We start from the raw sequence: 13,717 nt of genomic DNA on the forward strand, positions 1-13,717 counted from the left end.
TGATTATATGAATGTTTTTGATTCATTAGGTGCTCGTCAACAGCCTGAAACTGAAACAAATCAAATCGCCGTTGATTGGAAAGGCGATCCACTATACAAAGGCGACACCGTCTACACAACTGAGTTGGGATTAGTTCATGAAGATCAGATCATCGACTACGTAAACGAAAACTACAGAAAAATAAATATTGGAGGAATTTAAAAATGGCAAATGATTTAACTCAAACAACCCAACGTTCATTAGATGAGCAAGTAATTGGCAATCTAGATCGGTTAAAAGATCAAGGGTTAGAAATGCCACCAAATTACAGCCCACAGAATGCATTGAAGAGTGCTTTCTTTGAACTTACAAATAACACAGCAGGTAACTTGCTTCAAGCGGCTGCTAACAACCAAGAAACGAAGACATCAATTTCCAATGCCTTGTTGGACATGGTTATCCAAGGATTATCGCCTGCGAAGAAACAATGCTACTTCATCAAGTATGGAAACAAAGTACAGCTTATGCGTTCATATTTTGGCACCATGGCAGTTCTAGATCGTGTAACAGGTGGAGCTGACATTACCCCTGTAGTTGTTCGAAAAGGCGATGATTTTCAAGTGGGGATGGATGGGCCGAATATGGTAGTCACCAAACACGATACCAGTTTTGAAAATCTAGATAACGAAATTGTTGCTGCTTATGTAGTGATCAAGCTTGCCAATGGCAAAGAGACTACAACAGTCATGACCAAGAAGCAAATTGATCAAAGTTGGGCTAAGTCAAAAATGAAGGGATCTGGACCTCAAAAAGAATTTCCAGAAGAAATGGCAAAGCGTACGGTAATCAACCGAGCAGCTAAAGCTTTAATCAACACGAGCAATGACAATGATTTATTCGTTCAAGCTGCAAAAGATACACTTGAAAATGAATTTGATGATCGACAAATTAAACCTGCAGAACCAGTAAAGGTTCAAGCAATCGAAAATAAATTACAACAGAAAATGGGCATTAAGCAAGCAGAACCAGTAGAAGAAGAGCATGCAGTCGAAAATTTGATGAAGCCTAAAAAAGCTTTTGAGCAGGAGGCGGACGAGCAACCAGTTGATTTGGAATCGTTAGAAAAATCAGTCGAAGAAGCAGAACCTGTTCAAGGTGATCTTGGTATCATTCCTAACTTTGACAGAGAGGAAGGTGTCAAAGATGAAGGAATCCTCCCAGAAGAAGATTACCCGTTCTAAGATCAAACTATCTGATGATAATTACTACAGCAATGAAGCGGACTGGCAATACATGTCGGTATCTCAATACAAAAATTTCCTTAAATGTCCTGCGGCTGCTTTAGCCAAACTAAAAGGTGACTGGCAACCGTCATCTGATCCAATCGCCTTACTAGTTGGAAACTACGTCCATTCTTATTTTGAGGATCTAACGGTTCATGAAAAATTCAAGGAAGAAAATAAAAACAGGATGTTTTCTTCTAAAAAACCTTATGGACTTTTGAAAGATTTCAAGATCGCTGATCAGATGATCGACCGATTGATTGTCGAAGATGCGTTTCTGAATTTATACCAAGGTGAAAAAGAAGTGATCGTAACTGGGGAACTATTTGGTGTCGAGTGGAAGGGGAAAATTGATTGTTTAAATCTCGAAGATGACTATTTCGTAGATATCAAAACAAGTAAAGATATTCATGAAAGAAAATGGAACGAGGTTTACGGTCAACGCTGCACCTTCATTGAGAATTTTGGGTACGTCTTGCAGATGGCTGTTTATTGCGAATTACTCAAACAACAATACGGAAAAGATTTCGTTCCTATAATCGCTGCAGTTTCTAAGCAGACACCAAGCGAAGCGAAGTTGATCAACTTAGACGAGGACAAAATGTCATTCGAGTTAATCAACTTAAGAGACAACATTGATCGTATTCAACGGATAAAAATGGGTGAAGAAAAACCAGAAGCTTGTGGAACTTGTGAGTATTGCCGGGCAAATCAACGAATAACCGGATTTACAAGTATGAACGACTTGTAAGGTGGTGATTTAAATGGCAGAAGGATGGGTCAAGCTTCACCGAACAATTACTGATAATTGGATATGGGATAATCCCCACTATTTAAAGTGGTGGCTTGATTTGATTCTAATGGCTAACCACAAAGAGAGGAAAATTCTTTTTAACGATTCAATAAGAACTGTTGGCATAGGGGAACGTGTGACATCTGAACAAAAACTATCAGAGCGCTGGGGAGTAAGTAGAAATACCGTTAGAAAGTTTCTAAATTTACTCGTTAATGACGACATGATTTCTTTAAAAAAATCAAGGCAAACTGGGACAACGTACAAAATCAATAACTACAACGTTTATCAAGGTTTTTCAGAAGAAAAAAAACATCAAACTGAACAACGGTCTGAACATCAGAAGGACAACGAACTGAACATAAACAAGAATGAAAAGAATGAGAAGAATGAAAAGAATAATAATAGTCCTCGTAACACACGCAAAAAGCGTGTCTACGAAGACGACGACCCTAATAAAATTCTTGCAAAAACTCTTTTCAAATTAATCAGAAAGAACCAAGACATCAAAGAACCGAACCTTGATGATTGGGCGAATACAATTCGTTTAACAATCGAATCAGACAAACGATCAGGAAAAGAAGTTCAAGAAATGATTGTGTGGGCTTCTCAACATGAATTTTGGAGCACTGTTGTTTTGTCACCTTCAAGTCTAAGAAAGCATTTTGACAAAATGAAAGCTCAAAAGGACAATCCTAGAACAACAAGCGGAACTAACAAACTACAAAATACAGGTTCAGATGAGTATGATGATCTGCCTATATAGATTGAGGTGAAAAATGGAAAGCATAGCCAAAGGTATGCAGATTCTGATAGAAAAAGTACTCATTGTAAGGGGCGAATGTCCAGAGTGCGGCGGTAACTTGTATGGCTATCGTGCAAAAAATAAAGATGGTTCGGAACGATGTGCGCCTACATGTATGAAATGTGGTTTTTATGATCTTAAACGCAAAGAAGATATTCAAACGGAACGCATCTACAACGAAAGCCTAAAAAACAAAACACTCAATTTTTTTAAATTTGGGTCAGTGATTACCGACAAATCTTTGTTTGACTGTTCTTTTGATAACTACAAAATTATTGATGTTGAAACAGAGACTGCTGTTAATATCACGAAAAGTTTTGTAGAGGCTGTACTGAGTGGTGAACCCAAACACCTTGCTTTGAATGGAAAGTCAGGTAGTGGTAAAAGTCATCTAGCCATGGCTGCTACTTGGGAAATTATTAAGCGGTCAGATTACGACAAAAAATGTCTGTTTATTAGCTATCGTGAATTGTTGGAGCAAATCAAGTATTCATTCAATGACGAGCAATTGAGAAAGGAAATTCAAGGTTCACTTATGAAAGACATTAAAACAGCCGATCTTGTGGTGATCGATGATTTGGGGTCTGAACTAGGAGGAACTACCTATAGCAGTAGTACGAATTTCAATAATGACACATTGAACTCGATTTTAGAAGCTCGTCAAAATCAGGCGATCATTTTAACTACAAATTTGACTGGAAAAGAAATGAAGAACGCATATGGAGAAAGAATAGTATCTCGATTATTCAAAAATTCAAAAGGATTCGCATTTAAGTTCGTAAATACAGCAGATAAACGATTAAGGGCGGTGTAGCTATTGGTTACAAAAACTAGAAGTAAGTACGGAAATACTAAACATGAAGTAGATGGCATTCTCTTTGATTCAAAAGCCGAAGCCAGATACTACAAAATCTTGAAACAAAAAGGGATGAGCTTTCTACCAATATCAGATAATTTTTGCGAAATGCAAAAAAATATGATCTTGCAAGAGGGATTTTATAGTGATGGTTTGAAGGTAGCACCAATACATTATCGAGCGGATTTCGTCATTTATGAAGAAGGCAAGCTTGTTAAGGTAGTTGATGTCAAAGGGTATCAAGATGCAATCTCGATGTTGAAAATGAAGATGTTTGCAAACCGATACGGGTTCCCAGTGACATTCGCAAAGTTCAATTCTAAAACAAATAGATTTGAGGAAATGAGTTGCTTTGAATCAGCTCGTCAGCAGCGCAAAAGAGCAAGTGATCGGCGCAAGAGAAAATTGGAGGGAACCAAGTAATGGAGAAGTCTAAAGAATGGAATGTTCAATTTCTGGACGTAAATGGCGATGTGAAATATCAAATCAACCAAACCTGTACAGAATCGAAAGCAATAACACTTGCTCGGAAGCTAGAACAGATGTGGCAAACACGACCGGCAAACGAACGCAGCAGTAAGAAACAATCAAAGCTAGTTGCAATTCGATCAAGAAAAAATCTTTTATAAAAAAATTGGAGGAAAACAAAAATGACTAAACAAGTAAACTTTCGACCAGAGGTAAAAAAGGCTACATCAAAATCTAACGGAAACGTAGAAGTGCTACTAGTGGTAAACAACGGATCGCTGAAAGGCCGCTATGACGATTTGAGCGACTTTTTAGGCAAGACGGTATCAGTTACGATCCAACCTGAAACAGTCGGCTACACGCTTCCTATCAATAAACAGACTAAACGTCCGAACGTCAATTATGCAGTAAATAGCGATGGAACAATTGAAGTCTTGAAGGAAGAACAAACATCTTTAGATGTTGGTGATGGTGTTGAAGAAATTGAAATGGTTGAGATTCAAGTTTCCAAAGATACTATTGATGAATTCATCAAAACCGCTACCTTGTTACCGTTACCAGACAGCATCACTATCAATCCTCGTGACGTTTTAATTCAAATTGAAGACGGAGAAAAACTCTCTGAAGTTGCAGCTGTTTATGAAATGTCTGAAGATGCATTGATTGATCAGATTGAAATCTCTCGTCAGTACTTCGCACCATTCGCTGATACTTGGAGCAAGAAAAAAGATGAAGTGATCTTCAAAGAATTATCAGGTGATTCGGATGGAGAAGAGTGACGGCAAAATAATTATTCTGGAAGATTCAAAATTCTATTGGAGCGTTGGCGTGATTAACCAAGCAAAAGATCTCTTCGGCAAAGGGTTTAAGCCTAGCGAAGTTGCTCAAATCATAAATGAGAAATTGATCGATGTTGGATTATTGTACCTTCACTTATTGGAAAGTAACCAGATTAAGTAGGTGATCCTATGAAATGCAATCGATGTAAAGACGAAAGGATTATTTGGGGAAAAGATATGTTTGGCCGGGCAGTAGCAAGTAACTGTCCGGTCTGCAATAAAGATGGTACTGCTGTTCGTAAAGAAACGAAGGAGTGGGGAAATGGATATTCTCGAAGTGTTTTGGACAAACGTTGATTGGCACTTGAAAAATAAAAATCTAACTCTAAGAGAAACTCATGAAAATGCAAGAAAGAAAAGAGCAGGCATTCAATTACGGACAGTTGCAGAGATTGCCAAATCTTTAAAGATCGATGATTATTCGATACTTTTTGAAAAGGTTGAGAGTTAGTTATCCACCAAAATAACCAACTAGAAAGGAGACGGAAAATGAAATTTTTAGATCTGTTCGCAGGTATCGGCGGTTTCCGTCTTGGAATGGAACAAGCCGGTCATGAATGTGTCGGCTTTTGTGAAATAGATAAGTTTGCTCGAACAAGTTACAAAGCTATTCATAATACAGAAGGAGAGGTGGAGATGCATGACATCACATCAGTTTCAGATGAGTTTATTCGAGGAATCGGAGATATCGACATTATCTGTGGAGGATTTCCGTGTCAGGCTTTTAGCATCGCTGGAAAGCGGCAAGGTTTCGGGGATACTAGAGGAACTCTCTTCTTTGAGATTGCAAGGTTCGCATCTATTCTCAGACCACGCTATTTATTCCTTGAGAACGTCAAAGGACTCCTCAATCACGAAGGAGGGGCTACGTTCGAGACGATCCTCCGAGCCTTGGATGAACTCGGGTATGATGCGGAATGGGAAGTGCATAACTCTAAAGACTACGTTCCGCAAAACAGGGAGCGAGTTTTCGTTGTCGGACATCTTAGAGGAGAACGTACCGAGCAAGTATTTCCTTTCGAAAGAGAAAGTGGAGGCATTGATAAAGAATCTGGAAGAATAAATATTGTAGGGTCAACAAAAAGAAAATATCAATCTTCGCTGGGACAAAGAGAAGTGGTTTATAGCTCTAAGGGCTTAGTGGGTGCTTTGACAGCCACAGACTATAAAGGACCTAAGCAGATAGCTATCCCAGTATTAACGCCTGATCGTACTGAAAAACGGCAGAATGGCAGACGATTCAAAGAAGACGGTGAAGAAATGTTCACGCTAACGGCTCAGGATCGTCATGGTGTCATGGTTGTCGGAGGTCTTTATACGAATGATTCCGAAAGGTTTAGTCGTGGTGTGCTGCCTGGACTAAGCAGATCACTTAAGTCGCAGAACCATGATGCCGCAATTTTAATAAAAGAAGCAACTGCACAAGGTTACGCACAAGCCCTGCCAGGAGATTCAATCAATATCAGCCATCCAAATTCTGAAACAAGACGGGGGCGAGTTGGTAAGGGTATTGCCAATACTTTACTAACAGGAAAAAAGCAAGCTGTAGTTACAGAAGAATTTCAGATTCGAAAACTAACACCTAGAGAATGTTGGCGGCTGCAAGGATTCCCAGATTGGGCATTCGATCGTGCAAAAGAAGTTAATTCCGATAGCCAACTATATAAGCAAGCAGGCAACTCAGTTACTGTGCCAGTGATACACGATATAGCAAGGAGGCTCGTATGAGGTGAAAAGAATATTAAATTATCCCGGAAGTAAATGGCGCATGGCGGACTTAATTGTCGATATGATTCCAGAGCATACGACTTATGTGGAACCCTTTTTCGGCAGTGGAGCTGTCTTATTTAACAAATCGCTGTCCGTAGTAGAGACAATAAATGACTTGGACCAACGTGTTTATAATTTTTTTAAAGTGTGCAGAGATAATCCTAAGGAGTTAGCAAAGGCTGTCTATTTAACACCTCATAGCAGATTGGAGCACCAGTTGAGCGGACAGATTGTGGGCGATAGTATAGAAGATGCCAGGACATTTTTAATCCAAAGCTGGCAATCTATTGGTGGGATACAGAAACATAAAACTGGATGGAGAAGTAATATCGACAAGATAGGCGGCAAGATTCATGAATGGAATGAAATACCAGGGCGGATACTTGAAGTCGCAGAACGGCTTAAACAAGTGCAAATAGAAAATCAAGATGCAATTGAATTACTTCAAAGATACAATCGCAAAACTGTATTTGCCTATATCGATCCACCGTATGTGATGGCGACCAGAAAAGGCAGGCTTTATCAAACGGAGTTTGAAGATAAACAACATGAACAGCTGTTGGATTTCCTTTCATCTGATTTTAAATGCAAAGCGATATTAAGCGGGTATCAATGTGAAATGTACGATGACATATTAAGTTCATGGTACAAAGTACAATTTCAAGCGAATGCAGAAGCCGGTCAAAGTAGGCTAGAAACACTTTGGTGCAATTTTGAGCCAAACGGTCAGCTGTCATTATTTGGTTAGTCAGCTATCCGACGAAATAAAAAAACTACTCTAAGGGAAGAGTAGTAAAAAATGAGAATTTAATTTTTTGAATCATTAATACCGTGTTTTACAGCAAGTCTAATGACCCAATATAAACAAAAACCAATGAAAATGTACCAAACTAAACTGAAAAGCCACATTTAAATCACTCCTTTTTTTTAGTATATCATTCAATGTTAAAAGTAGACCATTAAAAATTTAACTATGGTAAAGAGAGGATGTGGCAACACAATTATTTCCGCAATCGTCAGCGATAGCAAACTGAAGGAGTGATCAATTGAAGACAGATTTGACCAGACAAGCAGAGAAATGCTTATGGAACTATACAAATAAAATGGGTGTTTTCGGATGTTTTGAAGTCACTATCGGTTGGTACGGCAAAGAGCGAGTGGACTATATCACGTATTCAACAGATAACACGATTCGCTGTTATGAGATCAAAGTCACGCTAGCTGATTTGAAATCAAGGGCAAGTCAAACGTTTATCGGTGATTATAACTATCTCGTGGTAACTAACGAACTATGGGAAGTGATCCAAGCCAATCACGATTTAGGTTGGAAATACTATTATGAGGGCATTTTGATTTTTGATGAACTCAGCCACAACATCGGCATAACAAGCGTTAAAAAAGCCAAAAAGCGAAATGTCACGATCGGAACAAGGGCGACTGTACTAGAAAGTATGGTTCGTTCGCTGAATAGAGAAGTCGGAAAACTATATAAATTGGCACCATTTTGGGAGTTGAAAGCCAATGAAAATTAATCACTATACAGTACTAGCTATTGTATCAATACTGCTGACAATCGCAGGTCTAAGTTGGCTATCCTATACAATAGTGGACCAACAGAAGCAGATTGAGCAGTTACAAGAACAACTGCAGCATGAGCAGATGAAGTACAAGATTATTATCAATGATCCGCTGGTGCGAGATGCGATGGAAAGTGGGGGATGATTATGACAGTTGCAGTTTTAGTGTTCACAGGATTCGTAATGATAATGGTCGTTGCAGTCATTGTTGGAAAGAAGATGGACGATAGAGAAGGAAAATAAAAAAGCCACTACCTTTGGGTAAGTGACCTATGACAAGACTATTTTACCATAAAGGGGTGGCGTTTGTGAGATTTCAATGGCTTAAAAACTACCAAGACATAGAAGAACAAATACTCTTCATGAAATGGAATCTTAACAAGAGTAGGTTGGAATTAGATCGATGGGTCAACGGTGATTTAGCAAACGTGCGCCTTGAAAAAAATTCAAGATCATCATCGTTGGAAGAAAACATCAGGATTATAGAGAATGAATTAGAGCTGCTTGAAAAAGAAAAAATTGAGCTGATGGAATTGATTGATTCGTTCAGCGGTGCAGACAATCAAATTGTTAAATTAAAGTATATTGATGACATGGATGTTTATGATATAGCAGATGAGACAGGTTACAGCGTATCTTATATCAGAAAGAGGCATACTGAGATTCGAAAGACATTGTCATTTGTTGATGAGTATGAGGCACGGCGAGAGGAACGCTTGAAGAAGCAAGAAGAAATTGATTATTATTCAGCAGACCAAGATCAGTTGAGCTTGTTTTAACATTGCCACAAAATGCGACCTCAAAGCCTGTGTATATTTCTTGATTTAAACGGGTTATAGTAATAGTGTAGAAGAAACGGAGAGACGGTTATTGGACTACTCACACTAATCCAAATACCGAAAGGGGGCTAATCCCTCATCGCTTTACTTCTTTGACGGATAAAAAAGACAGCACATTTTTTTGAAAGAGGTGGATCATCTCATTTCGAAATTCGCTAGTGCTGTCTTTTTGTTTAATGCCAAAAATTTTGGGAATTATTTTTTATTTAATGTATTTGTATTATTTTAGATTGCTTCTGTTTCTTGGAAGATGTAAAATTTTATTGAATGGAGGTGTGAAAAATTGGGAACATTATTTAATCAGCAACCAAGGCGTGACCATCTATCTGTTGAAGGGGTAATCTCCTTTGGTAAAGACATGCAGATAATAGCTAAAGAATTGAATATTTCTACATCTGAAGCTTTAGAACTCTATTTAGCTATTGCAAAGATTAACGATTATGATACGAAAGATGAACAATTATCCGGATTTGGCGATATTTTACAATCGTTAGTTCAAGCTATTGAAAATAGAAATGATTAATTATGGTAAAGATCACTCGCTGAGTGGTCTTTTTATTTTGAGAGGAAATTGTGAAAATATCAAAAATGAAACTATCTGATTTGAAAGTTTTGATCAAAGCTGATCTTATGTTGAAAGATATTGATAGTTAGTAGATAATTAAAATAAAACTAACGGAGGCAATAAAATGTTATCAGATATTTTTTATGATTCAAATGGAGAGATTGTTTGGTCAGCTATTTCAGCTACTGTTTCAGCTATCTCTGCTACTCTTGTGTTTGTAGGGGTAATTATGAATATATACACACAAAGAAAAATAGCAAAACAACAAATAGATGCTAATTTAAAAGCAAAAGCAAGAATAGAATGGATAAACGGAGTAAGACAAAAATCATCCGAGTTTATTTCTCTATTGCTCTCTTTACAAAAAGATGGAGTAGTCTTCCAAGAACAATGGCTAAAGGTTGAAGAGGTCTCCGAATTACTAAAACTTTTTTTTAATACAAGCGAAAAAAAGCAAATTAAAACAGAAATATATGTAAAAAAAAATGAAATAATAGTGGAAAGTGAAGGTAAAAGAGTACTATATGATGAAAATGATAACAAAAACAAACACATTTTTATTAGACGTTATATAAATTGTTTAATCGAGTTATATCAGAGTGAAAGTTACAAGCATATTTTACAATCAAGAAAAAATGTATTTAAGGTTTTAAAAATTAATTCATTAAAAGAAGCGGATTATATTTTTAATGGTATAGACTCCGAGGAAAAAGCTAAAGAGAAATTAAATGGATCTGATTTAGATGATTATATGTCCATTAAAATCAATGTTAATAGTAATGAACAACTTTACGAAGATTTAACTAAAAGATTGGTAAATTATCATGAAGCGATTGATAATTTTTCTGAAATTATTGGAATATATTTAAAAATAGAATGGGATAAAGCTAAAGAGGGAAGATAGCTACCATATAAATATTATTGACAAAGTCACTCATTTCGAGTGGCTTTTTACTTTGATTTAAGGAGAGAAGAGCATGAAGGAACCGCAGGACCATAAAAAGAAATCAGTTCCAGTGAAACAAGATGACTTTATCAAGATCCTAACTCAGTTACGAGGCGAGAAGGACATGGATACTATTGCTGATCTGTTCTGGAAAATCATTACGGCTTACGGACTGAAGGTAGATGAGCTTGCTGCATTGAATTACTACACGATGAAGCGATCGCTTGAGGCACCTGTTAATGCAACGCTTCTGAAAGAGCGAATGAAGTTGGATGTTACTCAGCTTGGGGTAGATGAAATCTTACAAGTTCAGCGTGCATTGATCACTATCTACACAGAGCAATTAGCCAAAGAACAATGATACCTGTTGTAAAAACCAAAGCAGATCGAGCTAGGTTTTATGGGTCGACCAAGTGGCGCAATCTAAGGCAGCAAATACTTGCGAGAGATCACTACGAATGTTTATGGTGTAAAGCCGAAGGCAGACTGACCACACAATATGATTCGATACTGGAAGTCGATCACATAAAAGAGTTAGAAACAAATCCAGAGCTTGCGTTTGATCCAGAAAATCTAAGAACGTTATGCAAGGACTGCCACAACAAGCGACACGATCGGATGAACTATCGTGGGCAACCAAAGAAGAGAAAGTGGGATGATGAGTGGTGGTGAGTGATTACCTAAGAAAACAGAATCCCAAAAATGAACAGAAAAGTAAGCCGAAGTGGGGACTAACATACCCCCGGTCGAATTATTTTGGGGTCAAATCCCAATCTAGGGAACCGGTGGGAGGGGTCAACTGTCCAAATTTATGACTAAAATTTTTTTGCTAGGGGGGTGAGAGCCTTTGAAGATGTCAGATTTAAAGAAACAGTTGCTGAGACAGATTGACGTAAACGATCAGATGGAACTTGAAAAAGTTGAGAGATACCTTGATTTAGTTAGGCTTTATCGAAAAATGGATAAAGCTGTTAAGCAATACGGACCAATTGTCGAAGGCTTTAACGGCACTCAAACGTATCTTAAAACTAACCCAGCAATCGCTCAAAAAGTTACGATTTCTCGTGCAATTATTGCTCTTGGTAAAGACCTTAACCTTGATGATTTGAACGGTAAAGTAGTCACTGATAATCAAGATGATTACGATGAGAGTGATCTAACATGATTCATCAAAAACACGTTGATTACTATATCGAACAATTCAAATCGGGGAAAATAAAGTTTAACAAAGAGCGAGCAGAGTTAATTGAGTATTTAGAACGTGATGTTCTTAGTCGGGATGATGTTTACTTCGATGATGTGATGATTGATAAGTGCATTGCTTATGGTGAGAAATGGTATTTCCCAATGCAGCCATTCCAGAAGTTCTTAATCGCATTTATCTTTTTTTATTTCAAAAAGAATGACCGGAATGTCTACCGAAAGTTCCTTTGGATGTTTGGTCGTGGCGGTGGTAAAAACGGATTGTTATCAGTCGTGCTGAATTTCCTTCAGACTGAAATGCACGGCATCATGGACTACAACGTTTCGATCGTTGCCAATAGTGAGGATCAAGCGAAAACTTCATTCGAAGAGATATACAATACAATCAAACGGAATAAGACATTACAAAAAGCTTTCGAATATGGGAAGTCAGTGATCACCAGCAAAAAGACTGGAAGCAAAATAAAATTCCGTACTAGTAATGGCGATACAAAAGATGGATTGCGTGATGGAGCAGTAGCTTTTGATGAAATCCATCGATACGAATCGAACAAAGATGTAAAAGTCCATATTAGTGGGCTTGGTAAACGCCCGAACCCGAGGGAGTTTTATGTGGGTACTGACGGTTATGTTCGTGAGGGATTCTTGGACAACATGAAAGAAAAAGCGAAAAGAGTGTTGAGCGGCTCAGTCCGTTTCAATGCTCTTTTTCCTTTCATTTGCAAACTGGACTCAGAGGAGCAGGTCAATGATCCTGACAACTGGGAATTAGCCAATCCTATGTTTCATCAGCCACTATCTGAGTATGCGGACAATCTTTACGAAACGGTTATGGAAGAATACGAAGATTTGGAAGATGACCCAAGCAACCGAGAAGAGTTCATGACTAAACGTATGAATTTACCTGTCACAGACTTAGAACGATCGGTGGCTAGTCGTGAAGAGATTCTGGCAACAAACAGACCATTCCCAACAAACCTAATCGGCAAACAAGCCATTGGGGGGTTAGACTACGCCAGTCTGCGTGATTTCGCCGCTTGTGGGCTTTTGTTTCGTGGTGGGGATGATTATGTATTCAAGACCCATTCGTTCGTTAGAAAGCAATTTGTGGACATTTACTACGGGTATTCTCGTAAAGCTTCTGAAACTACAAAAGAAAAATTTGCACCAATAAGGGAATGGGAAGAGAAAGGTTTGCTGACGGTCATAGATGGACCAACAATCGATCCTAAAACAGTTGTCGGATGGTTTGTTGAGCAACGTGAAAAATACGGCATAACGAAAATAGTAGCCGATAATTTCCGTATGGATTTATTGCGACCATTGTTTTTGGAGGAAGGATTTGAAATCGAAGTGATTAGAAATCCAACAGCAGCAGATAATCTGTTAGCACCTAGAATTGAAGATGCTTTCGCAAATAATCACATTATCTTTGGTGATAATCCATTGATGCGCTGGTACACAAACAATGTACTAGTTAAGACTAATGGTGATGGAAATAAATTGTACAAGAAGAAAGAAGAGGTTCGTCGTAAGACAGACGGTTTCAAGGCTTTTGAATACTGCCTTTGGCGTGCTGATGAAATCATTGACTATGACTACGAAGATGCGTTTGATATGTTGGATGAAATTGAATTCTAAAAAAAAAGGAACGCAATAGCGTTCCAGAATAATTCCAAGGAAGGGGATTCGAACCCCTGAATCGGAAACCCGATTACTGCATTTTCAGTGCAGCGCCTTAAACCACTCGGCCACCCTTCCGTAATAATATGCATAAATAATATCATTGTTTT

At 38.0% G+C, this 13,717-nt stretch carries 21 protein-coding genes and 1 tRNA gene; 21 read left to right on the plus strand and 1 reads right to left on the minus strand.

Going from position 1 to position 13,717, the window contains the following annotated elements:
- The first annotated feature begins 7 nt into the window (after nt 1-7).
- The 21 genes from CXM95_RS04905 (at nt 8) to CXM95_RS05005 (ending at nt 13,565) form a co-directional block, all read left to right on the plus strand.
- Complete coding sequence (locus CXM95_RS04905; RefSeq protein ID WP_101698879.1) at nt 8-202, plus strand: hypothetical protein; 195 nt, start codon at nt 8-10, stop codon at nt 200-202.
- A gap of 2 nt (nt 203-204) precedes the next feature.
- Complete coding sequence (locus CXM95_RS04910; protein WP_101698880.1) at nt 205-1,221, plus strand: recombinase RecT; 1,017 nt, start codon at nt 205-207, stop codon at nt 1,219-1,221.
- A complete protein-coding gene (locus CXM95_RS04915; RefSeq protein ID WP_101698881.1) occupies nt 1,184-2,014 on the plus strand; it encodes a PD-(D/E)XK nuclease-like domain-containing protein in 831 nt (276 codons plus the stop codon). The genes CXM95_RS04910 and CXM95_RS04915 overlap by 38 nt, the downstream gene beginning before the upstream one ends.
- 13 nt (nt 2,015-2,027) lie before the next feature.
- Nucleotides 2,028-2,822 carry a GntR family transcriptional regulator gene (locus CXM95_RS04920; RefSeq protein WP_101698882.1) on the plus strand — a complete coding sequence of 265 codons (795 nt, stop codon included), beginning with the start codon at nt 2,028-2,030 and terminating at the stop codon, nt 2,820-2,822.
- Nucleotides 2,823-2,835: 13 nt separating this feature from the next.
- Nucleotides 2,836-3,675, plus strand: a complete 840-nt coding sequence (locus tag CXM95_RS04925; protein WP_101698883.1) for an ATP-binding protein — start codon at nt 2,836-2,838, stop codon at nt 3,673-3,675.
- Nucleotides 3,676-3,678: 3 nt separating this feature from the next.
- Nucleotides 3,679-4,140 (plus strand): DUF1064 domain-containing protein, encoded by a 462-nt coding sequence (locus CXM95_RS04930; protein ID WP_101698884.1) that lies wholly within the window; start codon nt 3,679-3,681, stop codon nt 4,138-4,140.
- On the plus strand, nt 4,140-4,346 hold the full coding sequence (locus tag CXM95_RS04935) for a hypothetical protein (RefSeq protein WP_101698885.1): 207 nt from the start codon (nt 4,140-4,142) through the stop codon (nt 4,344-4,346). The genes CXM95_RS04930 and CXM95_RS04935 overlap by 1 nt, the downstream gene beginning before the upstream one ends.
- 21 nt (nt 4,347-4,367) lie before the next feature.
- Entirely contained in the window at nt 4,368-4,964 is a 597-nt protein-coding gene (locus tag CXM95_RS04940; protein WP_101698886.1) for a hypothetical protein, read from the plus strand.
- Nucleotides 4,951-5,145, plus strand: a complete 195-nt coding sequence (locus CXM95_RS04945; protein WP_101698887.1) for a hypothetical protein — start codon at nt 4,951-4,953, stop codon at nt 5,143-5,145. Before CXM95_RS04940 ends, CXM95_RS04945 begins: the two co-directional genes overlap by 14 nt.
- A 141-nt stretch (nt 5,146-5,286) precedes the next feature.
- A complete protein-coding gene (locus tag CXM95_RS04950) occupies nt 5,287-5,475 on the plus strand; it encodes a hypothetical protein (RefSeq protein ID WP_101698888.1) in 189 nt (62 codons plus the stop codon).
- A 38-nt stretch (nt 5,476-5,513) separates the two neighbouring features.
- A complete protein-coding gene (dcm, locus tag CXM95_RS04955; protein ID WP_101698889.1) occupies nt 5,514-6,752 on the plus strand; it encodes a DNA (cytosine-5-)-methyltransferase in 1,239 nt (412 codons plus the stop codon).
- A gap of 1 nt (nt 6,753) precedes the next feature.
- Entirely contained in the window at nt 6,754-7,542 is a 789-nt protein-coding gene (locus tag CXM95_RS04960; RefSeq protein WP_101698890.1) for a DNA adenine methylase, read from the plus strand.
- A 298-nt stretch (nt 7,543-7,840) separates the two neighbouring features.
- Nucleotides 7,841-8,326, plus strand: coding sequence for a hypothetical protein (locus tag CXM95_RS04965; protein ID WP_101698891.1), 486 nt, complete (start codon nt 7,841-7,843; stop codon nt 8,324-8,326).
- Nucleotides 8,316-8,516 carry a hypothetical protein gene (locus tag CXM95_RS04970; protein WP_101698892.1) on the plus strand — a complete coding sequence of 67 codons (201 nt, stop codon included), beginning with the start codon at nt 8,316-8,318 and terminating at the stop codon, nt 8,514-8,516. Before CXM95_RS04965 ends, CXM95_RS04970 begins: the two co-directional genes overlap by 11 nt.
- A gap of 163 nt (nt 8,517-8,679) precedes the next feature.
- Entirely contained in the window at nt 8,680-9,150 is a 471-nt protein-coding gene (locus CXM95_RS04975) for a hypothetical protein (protein WP_101698893.1), read from the plus strand.
- Between the two features lie 343 nt (nt 9,151-9,493).
- A complete protein-coding gene (locus CXM95_RS04980; RefSeq protein ID WP_101698894.1) occupies nt 9,494-9,733 on the plus strand; it encodes a hypothetical protein in 240 nt (79 codons plus the stop codon).
- Between the two features lie 166 nt (nt 9,734-9,899).
- Nucleotides 9,900-10,679, plus strand: coding sequence for a hypothetical protein (locus CXM95_RS04985; RefSeq protein WP_233499091.1), 780 nt, complete (start codon nt 9,900-9,902; stop codon nt 10,677-10,679).
- A gap of 73 nt (nt 10,680-10,752) precedes the next feature.
- A complete protein-coding gene (locus CXM95_RS04990; protein ID WP_101698895.1) occupies nt 10,753-11,082 on the plus strand; it encodes a hypothetical protein in 330 nt (109 codons plus the stop codon).
- The gene (locus CXM95_RS04995) at nt 11,079-11,393 is read left to right on the plus strand and encodes an HNH endonuclease (RefSeq protein ID WP_101698896.1); all 315 of its coding nucleotides are present in this window, start codon (nt 11,079-11,081) and stop codon (nt 11,391-11,393) included. The genes CXM95_RS04990 and CXM95_RS04995 overlap by 4 nt, the downstream gene beginning before the upstream one ends.
- Before the next feature lie 181 nt (nt 11,394-11,574).
- A complete protein-coding gene (locus CXM95_RS05000) occupies nt 11,575-11,886 on the plus strand; it encodes a P27 family phage terminase small subunit (RefSeq protein ID WP_010736761.1) in 312 nt (103 codons plus the stop codon).
- The gene (locus CXM95_RS05005) at nt 11,883-13,565 is read left to right on the plus strand and encodes a terminase TerL endonuclease subunit (RefSeq protein WP_101698897.1); all 1,683 of its coding nucleotides are present in this window, start codon (nt 11,883-11,885) and stop codon (nt 13,563-13,565) included. The genes CXM95_RS05000 and CXM95_RS05005 overlap by 4 nt, the downstream gene beginning before the upstream one ends.
- 33 nt (nt 13,566-13,598) lie before the next feature.
- Here CXM95_RS05005 and CXM95_RS05010 read toward each other — a convergent pair.
- Nucleotides 13,599-13,685, minus strand: a tRNA-Phe gene (locus tag CXM95_RS05010).
- Between the last annotated feature and the right edge of the window lie 32 nt (nt 13,686-13,717).

Origin of the sequence: Enterococcus sp. CR-Ec1 (assembly GCF_002850555.1) — a bacterium.
GTDB lineage: Bacteria > Bacillota > Bacilli > Lactobacillales > Enterococcaceae > Enterococcus_D > Enterococcus_D entomosocium.

Excerpts from the sequence above, each read along its gene's own strand:
- CXM95_RS04905 (WP_101698879.1), top strand. The coding sequence starts at position 8 with ATGAATGTTTTTGATTCATTAGGTGCTCGTCAACAGCCTGAAACTGAA.
- CXM95_RS04910 (WP_101698880.1), top strand. The coding sequence starts at position 205 with ATGGCAAATGATTTAACTCAAACAACCCAACGTTCATTAGATGAGCAA.
- CXM95_RS04915 (WP_101698881.1), top strand. The coding sequence starts at position 1,184 with ATGAAGGAATCCTCCCAGAAGAAGATTACCCGTTCTAAGATCAAACTA.
- CXM95_RS04920 (WP_101698882.1), top strand. The coding sequence starts at position 2,028 with ATGGCAGAAGGATGGGTCAAGCTTCACCGAACAATTACTGATAATTGG.
- CXM95_RS04925 (WP_101698883.1), top strand. The coding sequence starts at position 2,836 with ATGGAAAGCATAGCCAAAGGTATGCAGATTCTGATAGAAAAAGTACTC.
- CXM95_RS04935 (WP_101698885.1), top strand. The coding sequence starts at position 4,140 with ATGGAGAAGTCTAAAGAATGGAATGTTCAATTTCTGGACGTAAATGGC.
- CXM95_RS04940 (WP_101698886.1), top strand. The coding sequence starts at position 4,368 with ATGACTAAACAAGTAAACTTTCGACCAGAGGTAAAAAAGGCTACATCA.
- CXM95_RS04945 (WP_101698887.1), top strand. The coding sequence starts at position 4,951 with ATGGAGAAGAGTGACGGCAAAATAATTATTCTGGAAGATTCAAAATTC.
- CXM95_RS04950 (WP_101698888.1), top strand. The coding sequence starts at position 5,287 with ATGGATATTCTCGAAGTGTTTTGGACAAACGTTGATTGGCACTTGAAA.
- dcm (WP_101698889.1), top strand. The coding sequence starts at position 5,514 with ATGAAATTTTTAGATCTGTTCGCAGGTATCGGCGGTTTCCGTCTTGGA.
- CXM95_RS04970 (WP_101698892.1), top strand. The coding sequence starts at position 8,316 with ATGAAAATTAATCACTATACAGTACTAGCTATTGTATCAATACTGCTG.
- CXM95_RS04985 (WP_233499091.1), top strand. The coding sequence starts at position 9,900 with ATGTTATCAGATATTTTTTATGATTCAAATGGAGAGATTGTTTGGTCA.
- CXM95_RS04990 (WP_101698895.1), top strand. The coding sequence starts at position 10,753 with ATGAAGGAACCGCAGGACCATAAAAAGAAATCAGTTCCAGTGAAACAA.
- CXM95_RS04995 (WP_101698896.1), top strand. The coding sequence starts at position 11,079 with ATGATACCTGTTGTAAAAACCAAAGCAGATCGAGCTAGGTTTTATGGG.
- CXM95_RS05000 (WP_010736761.1), top strand. The coding sequence starts at position 11,575 with ATGTCAGATTTAAAGAAACAGTTGCTGAGACAGATTGACGTAAACGAT.
- CXM95_RS05005 (WP_101698897.1), top strand. The coding sequence starts at position 11,883 with ATGATTCATCAAAAACACGTTGATTACTATATCGAACAATTCAAATCG.